This window comes from Enterococcus sp. DIV1298c, assembly GCF_017316315.1.
Classification (GTDB): Bacteria; Bacillota; Bacilli; order Lactobacillales; family Enterococcaceae; genus Enterococcus_B; species Enterococcus_B mangumiae.
Genome location: NZ_JAFLWG010000038.1, coordinates 1 through 18,657, shown reverse-complemented (window position 1 = coordinate 18,657; position 18,657 = coordinate 1). Strand labels below are relative to the sequence as shown.

11 protein-coding genes are annotated in these 18,657 nt (G+C 39.4%); 1 reads left to right on the top strand and 10 read right to left on the bottom strand.

From position 1 onward, the window contains the following. Positions 1 to 262: 262 nt before the first annotated feature. The 10 genes from JZO83_RS09110 to JZO83_RS09065 all read right to left on the bottom strand — a co-directional run bounded on the left by JZO83_RS09110 (position 263) and on the right by JZO83_RS09065 (position 17,925). Positions 263 to 5,185 carry a hypothetical protein gene (locus JZO83_RS09110; protein ID WP_207115557.1) on the bottom strand — a complete coding sequence of 1,641 codons (4,923 nt, stop codon included), beginning with the start codon at positions 5,183 to 5,185 and terminating at the stop codon, positions 263 to 265. A gap of 185 nt (positions 5,186 to 5,370) precedes the next feature. Further along, entirely contained in the window at positions 5,371 to 8,145 is a 2,775-nt protein-coding gene (locus tag JZO83_RS09105; RefSeq protein ID WP_207115556.1) for a QWxxN domain, read from the bottom strand. A 440-nt stretch (positions 8,146 to 8,585) separates the two neighbouring features. Further along, on the bottom strand, positions 8,586 to 8,792 hold the full coding sequence (locus JZO83_RS09100) for a hypothetical protein (protein WP_207115555.1): 207 nt from the start codon (positions 8,790 to 8,792) through the stop codon (positions 8,586 to 8,588). A gap of 194 nt (positions 8,793 to 8,986) precedes the next feature. Continuing rightward, positions 8,987 to 10,543 (bottom strand): ribonuclease Y, encoded by a 1,557-nt coding sequence (gene rny, locus JZO83_RS09095; protein ID WP_206853170.1) that lies wholly within the window; start codon positions 10,541 to 10,543, stop codon positions 8,987 to 8,989. A gap of 288 nt (positions 10,544 to 10,831) precedes the next feature. After that, positions 10,832 to 11,872, bottom strand: coding sequence for a recombinase RecA (recA, locus tag JZO83_RS09090; protein WP_206853168.1), 1,041 nt, complete (start codon positions 11,870 to 11,872; stop codon positions 10,832 to 10,834). 105 nt (positions 11,873 to 11,977) lie between these two features. Continuing rightward, the gene (locus JZO83_RS09085) at positions 11,978 to 13,222 is read right to left on the bottom strand and encodes a competence/damage-inducible protein A (protein WP_207115554.1); all 1,245 of its coding nucleotides are present in this window, start codon (positions 13,220 to 13,222) and stop codon (positions 11,978 to 11,980) included. 219 nt (positions 13,223 to 13,441) lie between these two features. Continuing rightward, positions 13,442 to 14,020 (bottom strand): CDP-diacylglycerol--glycerol-3-phosphate 3-phosphatidyltransferase, encoded by a 579-nt coding sequence (pgsA, locus tag JZO83_RS09080; RefSeq protein ID WP_019723896.1) that lies wholly within the window; start codon positions 14,018 to 14,020, stop codon positions 13,442 to 13,444. Between the two features lie 171 nt (positions 14,021 to 14,191). Then, entirely contained in the window at positions 14,192 to 15,082 is an 891-nt protein-coding gene (locus tag JZO83_RS09075; protein ID WP_207115553.1) for a helix-turn-helix domain-containing protein, read from the bottom strand. Positions 15,083 to 15,374: 292 nt separating this feature from the next. Continuing rightward, complete coding sequence (locus JZO83_RS09070; RefSeq protein ID WP_207115552.1) at positions 15,375 to 16,664, bottom strand: pitrilysin family protein; 1,290 nt, start codon at positions 16,662 to 16,664, stop codon at positions 15,375 to 15,377. Further along, positions 16,657 to 17,925 (bottom strand): pitrilysin family protein, encoded by a 1,269-nt coding sequence (locus JZO83_RS09065; RefSeq protein WP_206853160.1) that lies wholly within the window; start codon positions 17,923 to 17,925, stop codon positions 16,657 to 16,659. Before JZO83_RS09065 ends, JZO83_RS09070 begins: the two co-directional genes overlap by 8 nt. A 223-nt stretch (positions 17,926 to 18,148) precedes the next feature. Here JZO83_RS09065 and mscL point away from each other — a divergent pair, with 223 nt between their 5' ends. After that, positions 18,149 to 18,613 (top strand): large conductance mechanosensitive channel protein MscL, encoded by a 465-nt coding sequence (gene mscL / locus JZO83_RS09060; RefSeq protein ID WP_206853158.1) that lies wholly within the window; start codon positions 18,149 to 18,151, stop codon positions 18,611 to 18,613. Positions 18,614 to 18,657: the final 44 nt, after the last annotated feature.

Genomic DNA, 18,657 nt, shown 5'->3' with positions numbered 1-18,657 from the left:
ATTTTGCAAACTTTTGACATTCATCGTCCATCTTTATCATCTACTTTTTTAACATCTAAAGAAATGCGCCTAAATCTCAATAAACGTTGAAAACAGAAGTAACCTCTCTGGTATATAAGACTTCACATTTTTGTACATGCCGTCTTATTTACCAGAGAGGTTCTTATTTAGTTAATACTAGTAGTGAAGTTATACTATCTCTTGCCTCTATACGTAGTACTGCCCGCTTTCTTTAGCTATTCTCCTTTATTTACCATTCATTTTATAGACTGACCTGTTTTCCCTGTAGGATCGTCTGTTGGTAAGTGATTGTCGTGTTCGTCTCTTTACTAACCTTTTTGCCACGCTTGATGATTTTTGAAAAACTAGTCGCTCCATCCCCTTTTTTAGCAGTTGCTCCTGTCGACATTTTTGGTCGTTCTTCTTTCCTTTCTAAACTTTTATCTTGTTCTATAACTGAAAAACCACCTCTTTGCATTAGATCTGAAAAACGAAACAGCTTGCCATCGCTCGATTCTTCTTTAATTTCTCTTTTGAGGCGTGGTTGATTTTTGGGGTTCTTTTTATTGTCAATACCTCTCATGATCCTGTCAAAATCCGCTGCCGTATCCCTTTTCTTGGCAGGTGCTTCTGTTGGAGTTTTTGGTCGTTCTTGTTTCTTTTCTGAACTTTTCTCTTGTTCAGTGCCCGAAAAAATCCCGCTAGATTGCTGATCAGTTACCGTCGCCTTCGTTTCTTTATTCATTTTTTTGTTATTACTCATACCCCCTGAAAAATCAGCCGTTTCACCCCTTGTTTGAGTAGGTACTGCCGTCGTCATTTTAGGTAATTCTTGCTCTTTCTCTAAATTTTTAGCTAGTTCTAAAACAAAAAAATCACCTGTTTGCATCATCGCGAAAGCAGTCAGCAACTTTCCATCGCCCAAGCCTTCTTCCTTTGCTTCCCTTTTGACACGCGGTTGTTTGTGGAACTCATTTTGATTTGCGAAATCTCTCATGATCGTTGCTAGTAATTGCGCATCCGTCAATTTAAAGTTGGTAAATAATATAGGGTCCGTTTCAAACGCTTTGATGACCGCTTTTTTAGATAAGTGAGGGGCATTTTGCTGTTTTGCTACTGCTGTAACAAATTGATCAAAATTCGGATGTTCAAAAAACTTCTTATATCGTGCTAGAAAATCAGTTTTCACATTTTCCCCACTCGGTAAAAAGCCAGTAGTCGTTAGCCCATATCTCACAACATCATACGTTCCCGAAACAACATGTGTGGTTTCATGCGTGATCGTTAATCCTAGAGGCGCTGCCATCTGGATTCCTGGTAAAATTTCTGGTCTTTTATGAAAAGCATCCGCATTAATAATAATGCGACACTCCGCATCTTCTCTCAATACAAATGCATAGGCTTTCGGACTATCATTACTATTGGAGTAATAGGCATGTGTCTTCTCATCTAGAACATAATCAGTCGAAACGACCCAAACATTTTCAAATCCCCAGTCTGCTGATTGTCGTAGAAATTGCTCGCCTTTTGTGGCGATCGAAAGTAGTCTCTTTACTGTTTCCTGCAAAACTCTCTCTTGCTGATAAGTATATTTCAAGTCAAGGAAGTTTATTAAGTATTGCCCTTCAGCTGTTTCTGCGATTTTATCTACTTTTAACAATTCTAAACACACGTCTTTGACGATCCCGAAATTCTCGATTGCGTTCTCAAGCTCTTGTGGAAGTTTCTCCATAAACGGTCGAAGTGGTTCCGGTACCTTACTTATATCTAAACCGAAAAAAACGCGAAACTTGTCCCCTGGTTTCAAAGACAATACTTTGACAATCTCATCAGAAATCGCTTTTTGGGCGCGAGCCTCGTCAATTTCGACAATTCTTTGTGGCTCTGGGACAAAATTCTCCAATGGTTTTATCTGAACTAATTCATCTTCCCGCCTTGAAATTCTGTGCATCACTGAATACTCGATTGCATTTAGCATGCTGTACCATCCCCACCATCTATTTGGAGATTCTGGAAGAGTATTATACGGCGGATACAATGGATTCTCCCTCCTCTGAGCAACTGCCCCTCCACTAGATGAAGCTACAGTCTCACCTTTTGAAGTGCCTGCTTGTGGAGAATTCGGTCTATTGTGTTGGATAGTCACTGGATATTTTTTACGTGATTTCTCTAAAGGCGTTTCAAAGCGAAAAGCACCACTAGTTGGATCCAATCGTAATACTGTCATCGGCGCAAGCATATTTTTTTTCACTAAATGATAACGATTCGTTTCTTTATCCAACAAAACTAGAGGAATATATTGTTTTTTGATTCTGATATAAGAACGCCCGGCAGAATTCCACATCAAACCATTTTCATCCGGCGGGGACAGCGTAGTAGGAGTTTGTAAGGACTCATACTGATTTAGTTCCTTCCCTATTTTTTCACGTACTGTTTGCGAGATCGTTGGACTCGTTTCTTTTTCAAAATACCACTCTATCCCATTAAAGTTTACTGGATATACCACTCCTCTATCATATACATCATAACGGATACCATGCTTCTCAATTGCGGTGATTCTGACAGGAACCAGTTTCTTATCCATTTCAATGAATGTTTGGCGAAAATCTCCTGCTCCAGTGATAGTTAGAGTCGTTCCTTCCCCGTAAGCGTTAGGATTTAAATTTACCTCTTCGACAGCTAGATCTCTGTTAGGAATCTTACTTGAAATTTGGTGAATCAAATTTTTTTGTCTGCGTAAAAAAAATGCTGGTCCCTCAAACAATCTTAGCTTTGTCCCTCGCAAGGTAAAACGTTGCCCATAAACATCCCCCTTTTTTAAGTCCGATACTGGAACATATAAATGGTTATGCACACGTTTCACGAAGATTTCTGGACCATTATTTGGTAAAGCCGCTTGCGTATAACTTTTAGTCAAATCGTCCTTTTCTATTACAAATTTTTCAAGTTTTGTCGCTACTTCCTTGAGTTCCTTTCTAATAAACACTTGGTTTTTCAAACGTATCAAGCCCTTGAATAAGACTTGTGAACTACTAGTCAACAATTCTACTCCTGGATCAACATAACGTATCGCGCTCACCGCAAGCGATCGAAGTTCTGATGTTTTTGGAAGATAGCGCGCACCATGACGTACAGCACCTGTTACACCTTGTTTCATGATCATTCTTGCCATACCAAATGCAAATCGCGTATTAAGTGAAGTGACTTGCCCTAATACAGGAATTAAAGAAACGACATCCAGCATACAACTGGGAACTGCCTCACCAACATCTTTATTAATAATACCGACTACACAATCGTAAAAAGGAATGAGATGTTTGAAAACATCCCGAACTTTTTCAGCTGTTGTTGTCTCTTTCCCTGAATCAAATAGTTGTTGATAGACTGTATCCCTGTGTTTCCCGCCAATATAATCGATTAGTCTCTCCTGCGTATTAACTTGCGATAAGGGTTTACTGCGATCAAATTCTAATTTAAGCGTGTATGGCTTATCTCTGATCAGAACTTTATCGTCGTATTTTCGAAATTCATTTTTCCAAAGATCTTGTCGGTCAAAAAGCCCATACCGAAGATATGCCATCGCATCTTTATCCACACGATAAAGCTTGTAACCGCCATCTTGTTCCAGTCTTTTTAACGCATAGAACCTTTCTTCACTGCCACGAGTAACGACAAATAAATCTGTCTCAGCCAATTTAAGAACTGTCTCTACTTCCACCTCTTTTGCTAAAAAGACGGGTGGGAAACCGGATGAACCTGGCCCGCTTGCCGGGTGACTTGCTTTATGACTCAATACTGCTTTCGCATTGTAAATACGACTTTCCGATGAAAAGATAAAATTCAAATCCTCTTTGTGAAATGAATCCACTGCAAGTCGTATCAGAAAATGATCCAGCGAGTAAAATGATTCAGATACAGCTTTAGTCAATCGCTTATACCATTCATTGACATCTGGTGGAACCCACGGACCCGGACAGGGATTTCCGCCAGAGAGATAAATTTGATCCGCCACAAGACTAACCTCTATACCAAGTCGCTCGCACTCTTCCAGTACTTCATCCACAAGTGCTGATTGTCGACGCCAGTTAATCACTGCTGTTTGATACGATACGACAAGATCATTGACAATTCCTTGCTTTTTTACTAATTCAAAATAGCCTTGTTGTAAATAATTGATAAAAGTACTTAACACTGCTTGTTTATAGTCCCCTTTTACCAAAGCTTCTCTTAAAATATCTGGGCTCAACTGAGCAGTAGCCAGTGTCGCTGGAACTAAAAGATGTGAAATTTCTTCGACAGTCGAAATTCCTTTTTCGATAATGCTTTCAAAAAAAAGTTCACCTACTGATTTGATTTCTGTCTGATTGAACTTATTAAGACAACCTAGATCCTCTAGTATTCTAGAACCTGTCATCTGCATTAAAGAATCATAATCAGAAATCAATTTATCGTCGCCCAACTCACTGGATTTAAGAAAATAGTTAGGTAATGCACGGTTCATAAAAGAGACCCATAGTTTAGTTATGTTCTCTTGTATTCCCGTTTTTTGGTCTACTTGTTGCGTTGCAGATTTCGATGGAATATTGATTAGACCTGCCTTTTTCAATTCTTCGACTGAAAATGACTTTCTAAGTTGGCCGATCGTAAAAGTAGATGGGTTAGATGAATCAATGATTTTTTTTGCTGCATAGCCTTCAATTGTAGTACCTAAGACATTTTCAATCGACCATTTCATTACGGTCATCTCAGCATTCTTATCTGAGATGACTTCCTCCGACTGCCCACCATATAGTTTTAACTCCTTCAGGATGACTTTTGCTACCTCTTGGATTTTTTCAGATTTGATGACACCATCCACTCCAGTTTGACTAAACCATCCCCCCATAGCTGCTAAAACATCTTCTTTGGTGGCTTGGGTAGCGGACAACATGCCTTTTTGACGGAAAAATGACTCAACTTGTGTCATGACTTTCTTATCCAACCACTTATTGATTGTTGCTGCTGATCGAGATGCTTCTTTTGCATGCCCCATTCCAGAGGGAGGTGTTGTTTCCAAAACCAAATTATTGATCTCAATCATGTCCCACAGCCACTTAGTGAACGTGATCTCTGCGCCTTTATTTGAAATGACACCATCTACTTCTTCGCCAAGAATGACTTGAGCAACTTGTTTCATTTTAACCATGTCTATCACTTCTTGGTTTGCGCCTTCCAACAATACCCAATTTGAGACGACTGTCGCAAAAACATTGATATCCGAAGTATCACAGTCTACACCTTTTTCAGTTAAAAAGTTCGCTACTCTTTGTTTTGCTTTCTCTACCTCTATGCGATCTACAGTAGTGTGTAACTCTTTTTCCGGCTGACTAGTTAGTTGTGGCGTAGAATCAAAATCATTTGCCTTAAAAAAACGTTCAATCTTTTTTTCACTTCTTCTTCTTGTTCCTGTTCTTGCTTTTTTTTGATTTTTTCAATATCAATTCCAGGACGATCGCCTTGCCCTTTCTCATACTTATAGCCAATCTGTGCATTATTGTTTTCCCACTGCAATACAATTGCTCGTGCCTCACTATCCGTCAAGGGTACTGCTGCCCCACCGTAAGCCCTCAAAATCATATTCGCCGCTATGTTCTGCCTTTTGCTGATCTCATCATACTGTGCGCCTTCAAAGATCCATTTTTGCAACAACAAAACCAGTTGGCGTGGCGTCGCCGTTGTTAAATACATTTGTTCTTTATAAAGGAAATCTCCGACTACCTCATTTGCCTTTGGCGTATTCTCTCGCAGATCAAAAATCTGTTCATGGTAATAAATCGGCACGATTGGTGTTTGCTTAGGAATACTCTCCGGTCGACCAAGGATAAAGTCTCTATAGATTTGGTTGTTTTCTTTTAAATGTTTTTGTACTTGAAGAATCGTGGCAGGCTCTTTTGGTGATAAATCATACTGAATGGTTTGTCTCGTCTTTTCTTTATAGCGATATCCCGCTAGCAACGTGTTGGTTTTCCATTGCTTATAAATTGCTTGCAATTGTATATTGGATAAGAAATCTCCTAGTCTGCTATTTTCAATCCCGTAACCTTTTTGGATAACATGAGCTAAATACTGCGCTCGTTCTGACTGTATGGTTTCGTCATTTCTCCAATTCTCACCTGCCCAACTTTGAACAACCGCAATCAGATCCAAGTCAGTAGCAATCTGTCGAACAACTCCTGTACCGATGAAAAATGACTTAAGCATCCGATTCACATCAGTTGTCTTATTTTTTTCTTGAAACATTTGTTCATCAAAGTTAAAAACTGGCAATAATTCTGACTGATCAAAGGGTTGGATATCTTGAGAGATGGCTTCAGTGATACGAAGGACCTTTCCGTAGTCAGAAGCACTGACTGGATCGAATAAATAATTCGTTCGATTATTTTCTGCAATCGTTTCATTCTGTGTTTGCATTGGATTTACATCAATATTCTTAATTTCAGTAAAAGTACATGATTTGAACACATTATTTGTTTCCCATTGAAAAAAAATATTGATTGCTCGAATTGCGGATACTTGCACGGCTGAAAGGCCATAAGCACTAAGAATGATCTTAGCCAGCTGTTGTCTCTTCTCAAGAAGTTCATGATTTGATCCTCCTCTGTTTGCCCAACTTTGAAGAGCGAGAAAAAAATCATTGAGTGGTTGCTCTTTAACCGCGCATAATTCACTATACTTTTCACAAACAGCCTGCCTGATTTTTTCATTTGCTCTATCTGTTTCACTGCGCTGTCCAAAGACTTCTTGATCATACCAGAACGGTGTAAATGGTTCGTTGATTGGGACGGGGGACGGTTTATTTTCCATATAGGCTAACATGACTTTATCGATTTTTTCATGCATTTCTTCAGAAAGTATTTGTGAGGATTTCAGTCCGATAAGCGTTGGATTTGTGGCTAATTCAGCTAAAAGTGTCGGAACCGTCGGCTGTGTAGGAATAGGTGCTGCTTCCGCGCCAACTCCTATTTTGAAATCATAACGTTTAACAAAACGATCGAACGCTTCTGAGAAATCTCGGGCTAAACTAACCAGTTTTTCAGCGATGCTTACGTCTGTTCTCTGAGGTGCTCGCCTTTTTGTGTCATTTGTCAGAAGTTGCTGCTTTATAATATGCTCTCGCTCATATTTTCTATTATCTTTACCTAACGAATCAGAAGTTCCAGAATTGCTCGAAAAAGTTTGTATTAATAAATCTGTGAACTGTCCTAGAATATTGTCGTTTGCCTCTGTCTGATTCCTTGAATCAATTATCTGCTCTTGCTGATGAAAGAAGGAGCTGAACGTTTCAGTGAGTCCATCCCAAAAAGAATGGATACTAGAAGTTACATTTTCTGGTATTGGCACATCTGTCGTTGTTTCATTTGGATAGTTTTTCTCAAAATTCGTTTGTAATACATTTTTTACCCTTTCAGCAGCATTCGTTGCATTAAAATGCTGTGGATCATTTACATCCGTGCTTTTTTTGAATGAGAACTGCTGTGGGGAAACGATTTTGTTGCTTCGCGTTTCATTCAATGTTTGTGATTCAGCGATTGCATTTCGACAAACTGTCTTAAAGTGGATGTGTGTATGATTTTTGTTTTCCCACAAGCCGTGCTCTTTTTTATGATAAGCTTGTTGGGTCGTCGTACAATCAATAAGCTCCGTGATCCCATGAGCAAATTTATGTACTTTTATACTAAACTGATGAGCCGCACTTGCAAAATCAAGCGGCGGAGAGACAACTTCTGGTTTATTTTGTTGGATTTGGGTGGTATTGGTGGGTACTGGTGGGGTGATTCTTTGGGGGTAAAAAGTCGAGCTAGACTTAAGATTAGGCATCCGTACTTGATTTCCAACCTGTTGTATTTCAACATGAGTATCTACTTTTAAAACAGCACCTGAATCTTGGACAGCTCGTTGCTGCGTAGGCAGGTCCTCTGGCATCCTTAGCCCTGCTAAAATATTCCACATAAAGAGGAATCCTACAGGGGTTAGGAGGTCTGTAGGAGTCTGTCCTGACCTATTTACAAGGTCCTTCACCATATCATCTCGCTCTTTTGGATTATCCTTCTTATTAAAATCGTTGTAAAATTCACCGATTTTCATATTAAAATCTACTCCTGGCATTGTTTTCACTCCTTCATTAAAAGATGTACAGCTACTGAATAAGGCGTTACATTTTACTCGTTCTACTTGCTTTTTTTCTAAATCGATTCTCCCCTTCACTTTCATCATACAAGGCGATTAAAAATTTATGTGCCTTTTATTCAAGTATTTTAGAAAAAAATGGTCAATTAGATGGCATTGAACACTCAAAAATAAATTACCTGTTTTTGCACACGTTTGTCGGATAACTAGTGCATCACATCTTTCCATATTTTTTTCCGAATGCGTGTACTCATCAATCAAATAGACTAGAAGAATGATTTTCATATGTTCTTATCAAATAAAAGTATTTTTTTGCCTAGACAAAAAGGGCTTCATTTAGGTAAATCTTTCACACGAAAAAGCGACAGAAATGCCCCCTTTCTGTCGCTTTTTTGACTTATACATCAAATCTTTTCTTATTATTCTGTTTTAACTTTTTTTTTTGATTTAAATTTAGCTACTGACAATCCGATTACATTATAAAATATAAAACTATAAATACCACTAGGTCTAAAATCACGATTTACGATATATTCAACAGTAATCCAGAAAGCACTTCCAAATAAGCCTGAATAAATGACGATTAGATAAGGATGATCGTCAGCAAATTGTTTTATTTTCATCATTGGGATTCTTTAACTCCTGATATTGTATTTATTCCAATTATCAGTATAGCGTTAAGTGGCGATCTATTTTTATATCAGTCCTGAAAGAGCATTTTAACGTCATAATCGTTGGCAATGTCTGGTATAAACTAAAATCCGTAAAAAAATGACCTGACAGATTAATCTGTCAGGTCACCCTATTTTTAACTATTTTTTTATTTCGCATAATCGGTTGCACGAGTTTCACGTATCACGATCACTTTGATATGACCTGGGTAATCTAGGTCATCTTCGATTCGTTTACGGATATCGCGTACTAAGCGCACGGCATCTAAATCAGAGATTTCTTCTGGTTTGACCATGACGCGTACTTCACGACCGGCTTGGACAGCAAAACTTGATTCAACACCTGCAAAGCTGTTTGAGATCGTCTCTAGACTTCTCAAACGACGGATGTAGTTTTCTAATGATTCGCTTCTTGCGCCTGGACGAGCCGCTGATAATGCGTCTGCAGCAGCCACTAACACAGAAATAACAGAAGTTGCTTCCACATCGCCATGGTGAGAAGCGATTGCATTGATCACGACTGGATTCTCTTTGTATTTCGCTGCTAATTCTGCACCGATCTCAACGTGTGAACCTTCGATTTCGTGGTCTAATGCTTTCCCGATATCATGAAGCAATCCTGCACGTTTGGCTAGTTGGATATCTTCGCCTAATTCTGCTGCTAAGATTCCTGATAATTTTGCTACTTCGACCGAGTGTTTCAACACGTTTTGACCATAACTTGTTCGGAAATGCAAACGACCCATGATTTTGATCAAGTCTGGATGAAGGGTATGTGCGCCGACTTCAAAGGCTGCTTCTTCTCCATACTCACGAATGCGTTCGTCCATTTCTTTACGTGATTTTTCAACCATTTCTTCAATACGCGCTGGATGGATCCGGCCATCTTGAATCAGTTTTTCTAATGTCATCCGTGCGATTTCTCGACGAATTGGATCGAATCCTGAAAGCACGACTGCTTCTGGTGTATCATCAATGATCAAGTCGATTCCTGTAAGTGTTTCAAGTGTTCGGATGTTTCGTCCCTCACGTCCGATGATACGACCTTTCATTTCGTCATTTGGTAATGTCACGACTGACACTGTCGTCTCAGAAACCTGATCTGCTGCACAACGTTGGATAGCCAATGATAGCAAGTTTTTCGCTTTGCGATCTGCTTCTTCTTTTGCACGTTGTTCTGATTCTTTTACCATCAAGGTCAACTCATGATTCAACTCTTCTTCAGTTGACTTCATGATTACTTCTCTTGCATCTTCTTTCGATAAACCAGCAATTTTTTCTAATTCTTTTTGTTGATCTTCAATCAATTTTTCAACGTCTTTTTCTCGCTCTTCAATTAATTGCTGTTTTGAACTAAGTGCCTCTTCTTTACTTTCAAGTGAGTTTTCTCGTTTTTCTAACGAGTCATCTTTACGATCTAACGTTTGTTCGCGTTGGATCAATCGATTTTCTTGAGATTTCAGTTCTAATTTACTTTCTCTCAGCTCACTTTCAACTTCAGAACGATATTTCTGATTTTCTTCCTTAGCTTCCAACAATGCTTCTTTTTTTAGAGTTTCTGCTTCTTTTTTCGCACCTTCAAGAATACTTGCAGCTGATGTTTTGGCACCAGCGATCTCTTTTTCATGACGTGACTTCGCAACCATAAACCCTAAACCAAGACCGACAATTAAACCGATGATAGCGAGGAGAATGTTGAGTCCCATAAAATCCACCTCCATACTATCTTTTCCATTTTTATCATCTACCAATTTCTATGATAAATTAATCTAAACTATAAATATGCTGTTGCATATGCGCACAAAAACATGCACAAGTTTATTCTAATGTTTGTTTCCAGTAGTGTCAACTTTAAATGCGAAAGAAACGGCTTCCTTAATTTTCGTAAAAGGGTGGTTTTAAACATAAAAACAATCGTTCTCTTTGCTCTTGTTTTAGACAAAAATAAAAAAACATCCGGTAGTTATTCCACTACCGGATGTCTGCTTACTTCTTTATTCATCTAAAGGTAATTCTTCTTGTGTTTCTTCTGGTACTTCGATCGGTTCGCCGATTCCGTAAGCTGCACGCACTAATGCAGATACTTCAGCCATCATTTCTGGATGGTTAGCCATGTAGATCTTCGCATTCTCACGACCTTGGCCGATACGATCTTCTTTATAAGAATACCATGCGCCACTCTTGTCGACGATATCTTTTTCAACAGCCATATCCAATAGTTCGCCTTCTTGTGAGATACCTAAACCGTACATCACATCTACTTCAGCGATTTTGAATGGTGGAGCTACTTTATTTTTAACGACTTTGATTTTTGTACGGTTACCGACAATATCTGTCCCTTGTTTCAATTGTTCAGCACGACGTACTTCTAAACGGATCGTCGCGTAGAACTTCAACGCACGTCCCCCTGGAGTGATTTCTGGATTACCGAACATCACACCAACTTTTTCACGAATTTGGTTGATGAAGATTGCAATCGTTTTTGTTTTGTTGATCGATCCTGATAGTTTACGTAAGGCTTGAGACATCAAACGAGCTTGTAACCCTACGTGTGAATCACCCATTTCACCATCGATCTCTGCACGTGGTACTAAAGCTGCTACTGAGTCGACAACAACGATATCTACTGCACCACTTGATACCAAGGCATCAGCGATCTCTAATCCTTGTTCACCAGTATCCGGTTGAGAAAGGAGTAATTCATCGATATTTACCCCTAATTTTTGGGCATATTGTGGATCTAAGGCATGCTCCGCATCGATAAATGCTGCAGTACCACCATTTTTTTGTACTTCAGCGATTGCATGAAGTGCAACTGTTGTTTTACCTGAACTTTCTGGGCCATAGACTTCAATGATCCGGCCACGAGGATAGCCACCTATCCCTAAAGCGACATCTAAGGCAAGCGAACCACTAGGGATCGTCGAAATTTGTTGGTCGATCTTTTCGCCCAATTTCATGATTGAGCCTTTCCCATAGTTCTTTTCAATTTTTTTCAATGCAGCATCTAAGGCTGCTTTACGATCATCTGCCAATACGATAATCCTCCTTATTTTTACGACTCAAAGTAACATTTCATTACGTTTATAATATCTTTTTTATTTACAAAAAGCAAGCAAAAACCGAACAAATATTCGCATTTATTTTTTTCTTAATAGTTGCTTCCTTAGCAGATCAAATCCTTGCATCATTGCACTATTTCTGATTGCCGAACGGTCTTTTGTAAAGTGATATTCCTTCGCTTCCACCCCTTCTTTTGAAGCAATAGCAAGCCAAACTGTGCCAGCAGGATGTCCTTCTAATGTATCTGGTCCTGCCACACCAGTTAATGCTACTGCATAGTCTGCACCGACGAGTTGTCGGGCATGTAGCGCCATTTGTTCCGCGCACTCTTGGCTGACTGTGCCAAACTGTTCTAATAGGCCTGGATCGATGCCTAAGAGCTTTGCTTTCGTGTCTGCTGAGTAAGTCACAAATCCACCTGAAAAGACTTGTGAGACCCCTGGGATCGCGCCTAGTGCTGATTGAAAGGCACCAGCTGTCAAACTCTCAGCAACCGTCACTGTTTTTCCTTGCTCTTTTAGTAAATCGACGACTGCTTGCGGTAAAGAATAATCATCGCCATATCCATAAAAGTATTCACCGACGCGCGCTTGGATCTTTTCTTCCAATGCGTGCAATGCTTGATTCCCCGCGTGGACGTCTGACGTTTTGACGGTCAATCGCAACGTGACTTCATTTGGCTTCGCATAAGGGGCGATCGTAGGATTGATTTGTGTAGCGATCAAGTCTTTTAGATCTGTCACTAATTGTGATTCACCGATTCCATAAAAGCGCAATACTTTTGAGATCAGCTTTTCTTCTGAAGGAAAGTGTTGTTCTAACAGTGGATGCACTTGTTCCATAAACATCGGCTTCAGTTCACTCGGTGGACCAGGTAGTAAAAGATACGCATTTTTTTCTGTTTGGTAAAACGTGCCTAAAGCTAGACCCGTTCGATTTGGTAATGGGGTGCCACCTTCAATGATTTGTGATTGCTGTAAGTTATTCTCTGTCATTTTTCTTTTTCTGGTTTCGAAAAATGCCAGTAATTTCTTATATCCTTCTGTATTTTGGATCAGTTCTCTACCAAGGTGTTGTGCGACAACTTCTTTGGTCAAGTCATCTTCTGTTGGTCCTAATCCACCACATAAAATGATCAGCTCGCTTCTTGATTCAGCTAGTTGGAGTAAATCATTCAAACGAGTGGGGTTATCCCCAACAACGGTATGATAATAGACGTCGATCCCTAGATCCGCAAGTTGTTCGGATAAAAATGTCGCATTCGTATTCACGACTTGTCCCAGGAGTAATTCTGTTCCTACTGCTATGATTTCAGATTTCATGTTCAATCGCTTCCTTTAGTTGGGTTGGTTCTGCACCACCCCTATTTATCTGTAAAATAGTCTTTATTGACTAATTGTCTCTACTCAATAGTATACGCTATTTGATGATAGAATCATTTCTCCTTGCTCATTTTTTTCTTATTGTCTCGTCTTTTTTCCAAAAAAAACAGACCGGAACAACCGATCTGTTTTTGATAATAACTAAGTGATTATATGATTTTACATTGACCCTTTGAACACGCCACGATTTTTGATGAAGTAATCGACACCTGAATAGATCGTAAAAATCAGACAAGCATATAACATGATTTGATCAAGAGGTACATTGATCAAGTTGAATGGGATATTGTTGATAAATAATAAAATGATCGCAATCATTTGAGTAGCTGTTTTTACTTTTCCAGGCCAAGCAGCTGCCATAACTTCCCCATCTTCAACAAGCAATAATCGTAAGCCTGTTACAGCTAACTCACGGCAAACGATGATCGCGATCACCCAAGCTGGTGCTTTGCCTTGACCGACTAACATGATGAAAGCTGTCATGACCAACATTTTGTCTGCTAATGGATCAGCAAATTTCCCGAAGTTAGTGACTAGCCCACGTGAACGAGCAATTTTCCCATCGAGCCAATCCGTCACACTTGCTAACGCAAAAATGATTGCACCTACTAATTGTGTAATAGCTAGTGACGTTGTTCCCACCGTTAATTGCCCCCAATCTAACGGAAGGCCGACGACTAAAATAAACACTGGAATCATGCAGATTCTAAGTACAGTTAATTGATTTGGTAAATTCACAAGAACGACTCCTTTCTTTCCTATTTTACGTCAGTCCAGCAAAAGTTTCCACCAATAGTCTCTCAATTGCTAAACAAACTTTTCCTCACTTTATTCACTAACACTCAAACAATAAAAGAGAGCCAAGGGCGAGATTCCGGCTCTCTTTTACATAATTGATTCTTAAACTGGTTACTCTGCATACTGCAAGGAAAGCGAGATATTCTTAAGGCTCGTATTATTTGGTCCTGCGTTGATCGGAAGTTCTTCGCCATTTAATTTGACCGTCGCGTTACTCGCTGCACCAAGTGTGATCATTGCATTTGTTGTATTTTCTGGAAGCTCAGTTGTTTTTATATCATTGGCAACCAAGGTTTCTTGGTAGTGATAGTCAAACGTATTGTTCAATTGGACACCGATCCAGACACGCTCATTCGCTGTGAATTCCAACGTGATCGGTTTTTTCGCATCCTTTACCTCGATCGAAATCGCGCTTCCTGTATCTTGACCAGGCGTGATGGTCATTTTTTTCTCTTCTTCTGTTGATTCTGTGGTCGATTCCACTGTTGATTCAACCGTCGATTCACTTGTCTCGGTTTCCTCTTCTGTGATCGAACCAACGACAGATACCGTTGAAGCTGTTCCACCAATGATTGGTTCAGATTGACGATCTTGCCATGACATATATGCGACCACTGTGATGATCGCTACAGCCACTAGTCCCAATAAAATCACTGGCAGACTTGTCCAAAATTTCGTCAGGTTCTTTTCTTCTTCATGCATGGCTTTTCTTGAGCCACTCACAGTTTCTGGTTCTGGTCGTTTTTGGATGGTTTCATCTGCAAAAGATTTTTTCCCATCAAAAACATCCACTAAATAATCCCCATCTTCACCAACCGCTTCTGCATATTGGCGAATAAATGCACGAACATAAAATTTACCTGGTAGTTGATCAAAGTCGTTTTGATCGATCGATTCCAAGTAACGTTTTTGAATTTTCGTCATTTGTTGTAATTCATCTAAAGATATTTTTTTGTTTAAACGGGCTTGCCGTAATTTTTCCCCGATGGTTTCAAAAGCCACTCGTTCATCTTCTCCAGTCTGTGTATTCTAGTCAGGAGGTTGTCTCTCTGTTGAAGATCGACCATTTTCTGACTGCTTCTCATTGAATTTTTGCTTTTTTCATGCTCAATGGATAGTGTTACCTCTATATTGATCAATCTTGCGCTCAATCTACTTAAGAATACCACAAAGCGAACTTACTTTGGATAACATTTCATCTGTTTTAAACTGAAATTTAAAACTTTCTTTTATTCTTACGAACGGCATGACAAATCAGCGACGATGTCCAAGAGAACCGGAAATTATTACTGTTTTACTTTTTTGGTTGCATATAAAATTCGCTAAGCACTTCTTCATTGATAAATGAGCGTCCGACCTGAAGGAGGTCCGTCATTTGGATCGATTCAATGATTTCTGGCAGATCGAACAATGTTTGGTCACCGAATAGACTTTGGGTAAATTGATTGGCAATGTACTCGATCGAATTCAATGATTGGAAATACTGACCCAACATTTTCTTTTTCAATAATTTCAAGTTTTCTTCTGTAATGCCTTCATCCTGTTCAAAGTTCAAAAGGATCTCTTTTATTTTTTCAACTGCCAGCTTAGGTTGATCCGAATCGCCACTGAAGTCAGCAAAATGGAATTCACGATCTAAACTAAATTCAAAGCCAAAACTGTCATCAATGATCCCTTCGTTGTAGAGCGTCAAATAGTTTTGTGAAGTTGGTCCTAAAAGTAATTGTAGTAACAAACGAATCGCTGTTTTGTATCTTAGCAGTTCTCTGCCGTTTTCAGGTAAATCATCGATTCCTTTGATCCCTAAAACGAACTTCTCGCGTGTGATGGCTGCTTCTAATGTACTCATTGGCAGAATATCCGCACTATTTTCAGGAAAGAAGCGTTCGATTTTTTGGGCTGGCGGAAATTCTTTCGCCGCTTGATTGCGGCGGATCTGTTCCATCAGTTGTTCTGGCTCCAGATTGCCGACGACAAATAGTACCATATTGCTTGGCTGATAAAAGGTTTGATAGCACGTATATAAATCTTCTGCTGTGATGTCACCGATACTTTCCACGGTTCCTGCGATATCGATGTGCAAGGGATGGTTCGGGTATAAATTATTTAAAATACCGAAGAATAACCGCCAGTTCGGATCATCTTCGTACATTTGGATCTCTTGACCAATGATCCCTTTTTCTTTGTTCACTGTTTCTTCAGTAAAATAAGGCGCTTGAACAAAATCAAGCAGCGTCAACAGATTCTTTTCTACTTGGTCTGTCGTTGAGAACAAATAGCTTGTTTTCGTGAAGCTCGTGAACGCATTCGCTGATGCCCCTTGTTGACCGAACAACTGAAAAACATCGCCTTCTTCTTTTTCAAATAATTTATGTTCTAAAAAATGTGCGATGCCATCAGGGACCTTTACTTTTTCAGTTGCACCATAAGGAATAAATTCATTATCGATCGATCCGTAGTTCGTACTGAATAGACCGTATGTTTTGTGATAATCATTTTTTGGCAACAGATAGACCGTCAAACCATTCGGTAAGACCTCGTGATAGAGTGTTTCATTGATTTGCTCATATTCGGCTTTATGCATTCTCTTCACCTCCAGCTAAAAAGAAAATTGCTTGTAATTCAATTTGGTTTGCGACTTCTTGGATGTCCTTGATCGTCACACGCTCCATACGTGCTAACCATTCTTCATCTGTTAGTTCGGTATCAGGAAGCCAATGCGCTAAATAGGCCGATTCAATCGCCGCTTGCGGAGAATCTAACGATAATAGATAGTGGTTACGTAACATGGCTTTCGTTTGGTCAAGCTCTAATTCAGTGATTTCACCATTGCGCAAACTTGCCAGTTGTTCATGGATCAAGTGCAATACTTGATTGCGATTCTTTGTCTCAATCCCTGTTTGCACAGTCAGTAACCCACGGAAAGTATCAACGTTACTAGATGCGTAATACGCTAAACTTTCTTTTTCTCGCACATTCATAAACAATTTCGAATGCGGGAAACCTCCGAATAAGCCATTGAACACCATCAATGAAAAGCGTTCCGGCTGATCATAGTAAACATTGGTTTGATAGGCTAGATTCAGTTTTGCTTGCACAACTGGTTCTTGGATTTGTCGTTCCTTGATCACATTGTCTTGTGTTTGCTCATAAAAGATTTCAGGTCGTACTACTTTTCGTGCAGTAAAAGGAAGCTCTTTTAACGCATCGATTGCCAGCGTTTCTTCGATATCACCTACGACAAAGATATCCACTTGATCTTCCTCGATCATCTGGGCATAGTATGCTGCTAAAGAACCGGAAGTGATTTTTTCTAGTTCCTCTACAGAACCCATACTTGGGATTTTTTGTGCGTCTGATTGTTCAAAGTATAATTCTTGTAAGGCTAACGAAGCCATTGTTTGCTTGTCTTCATTCAAACTTTCCAAGTATTGCTTTAAATTATTTTTCTCTAAATCAAACGTTGCTTGGTCAAATGCTTGCTCTTTGATATTAGGAAAGAACAACACTTCTTTTAAAAAAGAGACGGCATCTGTTAGGATCGTGTCATCGTTGACATATGCGCCATTAACGAAACTGATTCCCGCATTCATCCAGTGCAAGTTTCCTTTTTTTCGTACAGAAAAACCGAAGCCGGCACCATACAAATCAGCTAATTTCGCACTTAATCGTGTTTGGTCTGGATAGTTCAAACTATTCGTTTCTAATAAGCTACTCAATAGGGAGCGCTTGGTAACGATCTCTTTTTCTAAAGCTGTAGTGAACCGTACAAAAATACGGATCGTTTTAAATTGTTTGGTTGGAAGCACATGAAGGTTCACACCTTCTGTCAATTGATATGTCATAAATAACTACTCCTTTTTGTCATGATCCTTGGTCTCTCAGCGATGATCACTGTTGTTTCATCGACATACGAGCTCGCTTTTTTTGTCCGATTTTTTTTCAAGAGTCACTTTCTAGTATAGCATACAAGTCATTGAACGAACGTATGGGGATATTATTAAGCGTGTTGTTTTTACATTTTTTTATTCTTCGATATACTAGGATTAACAAGAAAGGAGAAAAACAATGATCAAAGAATTTAAAGAATTTATCATGCGTGGCGACGTATTAGACTTAGCCGTTGGTGTGGTGATTGGTAGTGCCTTTACTGGGATCGTGAATCAAATCGTTCAAGGCGTGATCACTCCATTAGTTGGTTGGGTCGTGGCTATGATCACAGGTACCTCTGACTTAGATGGCGCATTGTCTGTTCTTGATTGGTCCCCTGCTAAAGGAGTTACTTTTGCTTTTGGGAATGTTATTAGTGCAATTATTACATTTGTCATTACTGGTTTTGTTCTATTCCTAGTTGTCAAAGCAGCCAATCATGCGAAAAACTTACGACCAAAAGAAGAAGAAGTCGTGGAAGATAAACCAACTGCGGAAGATTATCTTAGTGATATCCGCGATCTATTAGCACAACAAACAGCTGAAAACAATGCACGCCCAACTGCTCAAGCAACGATTGAGAACACAGATAAGGAAGCGTGATATAAAAAAACAGAAGGATCTCCTTCTGTCAGATTGTAGACAAA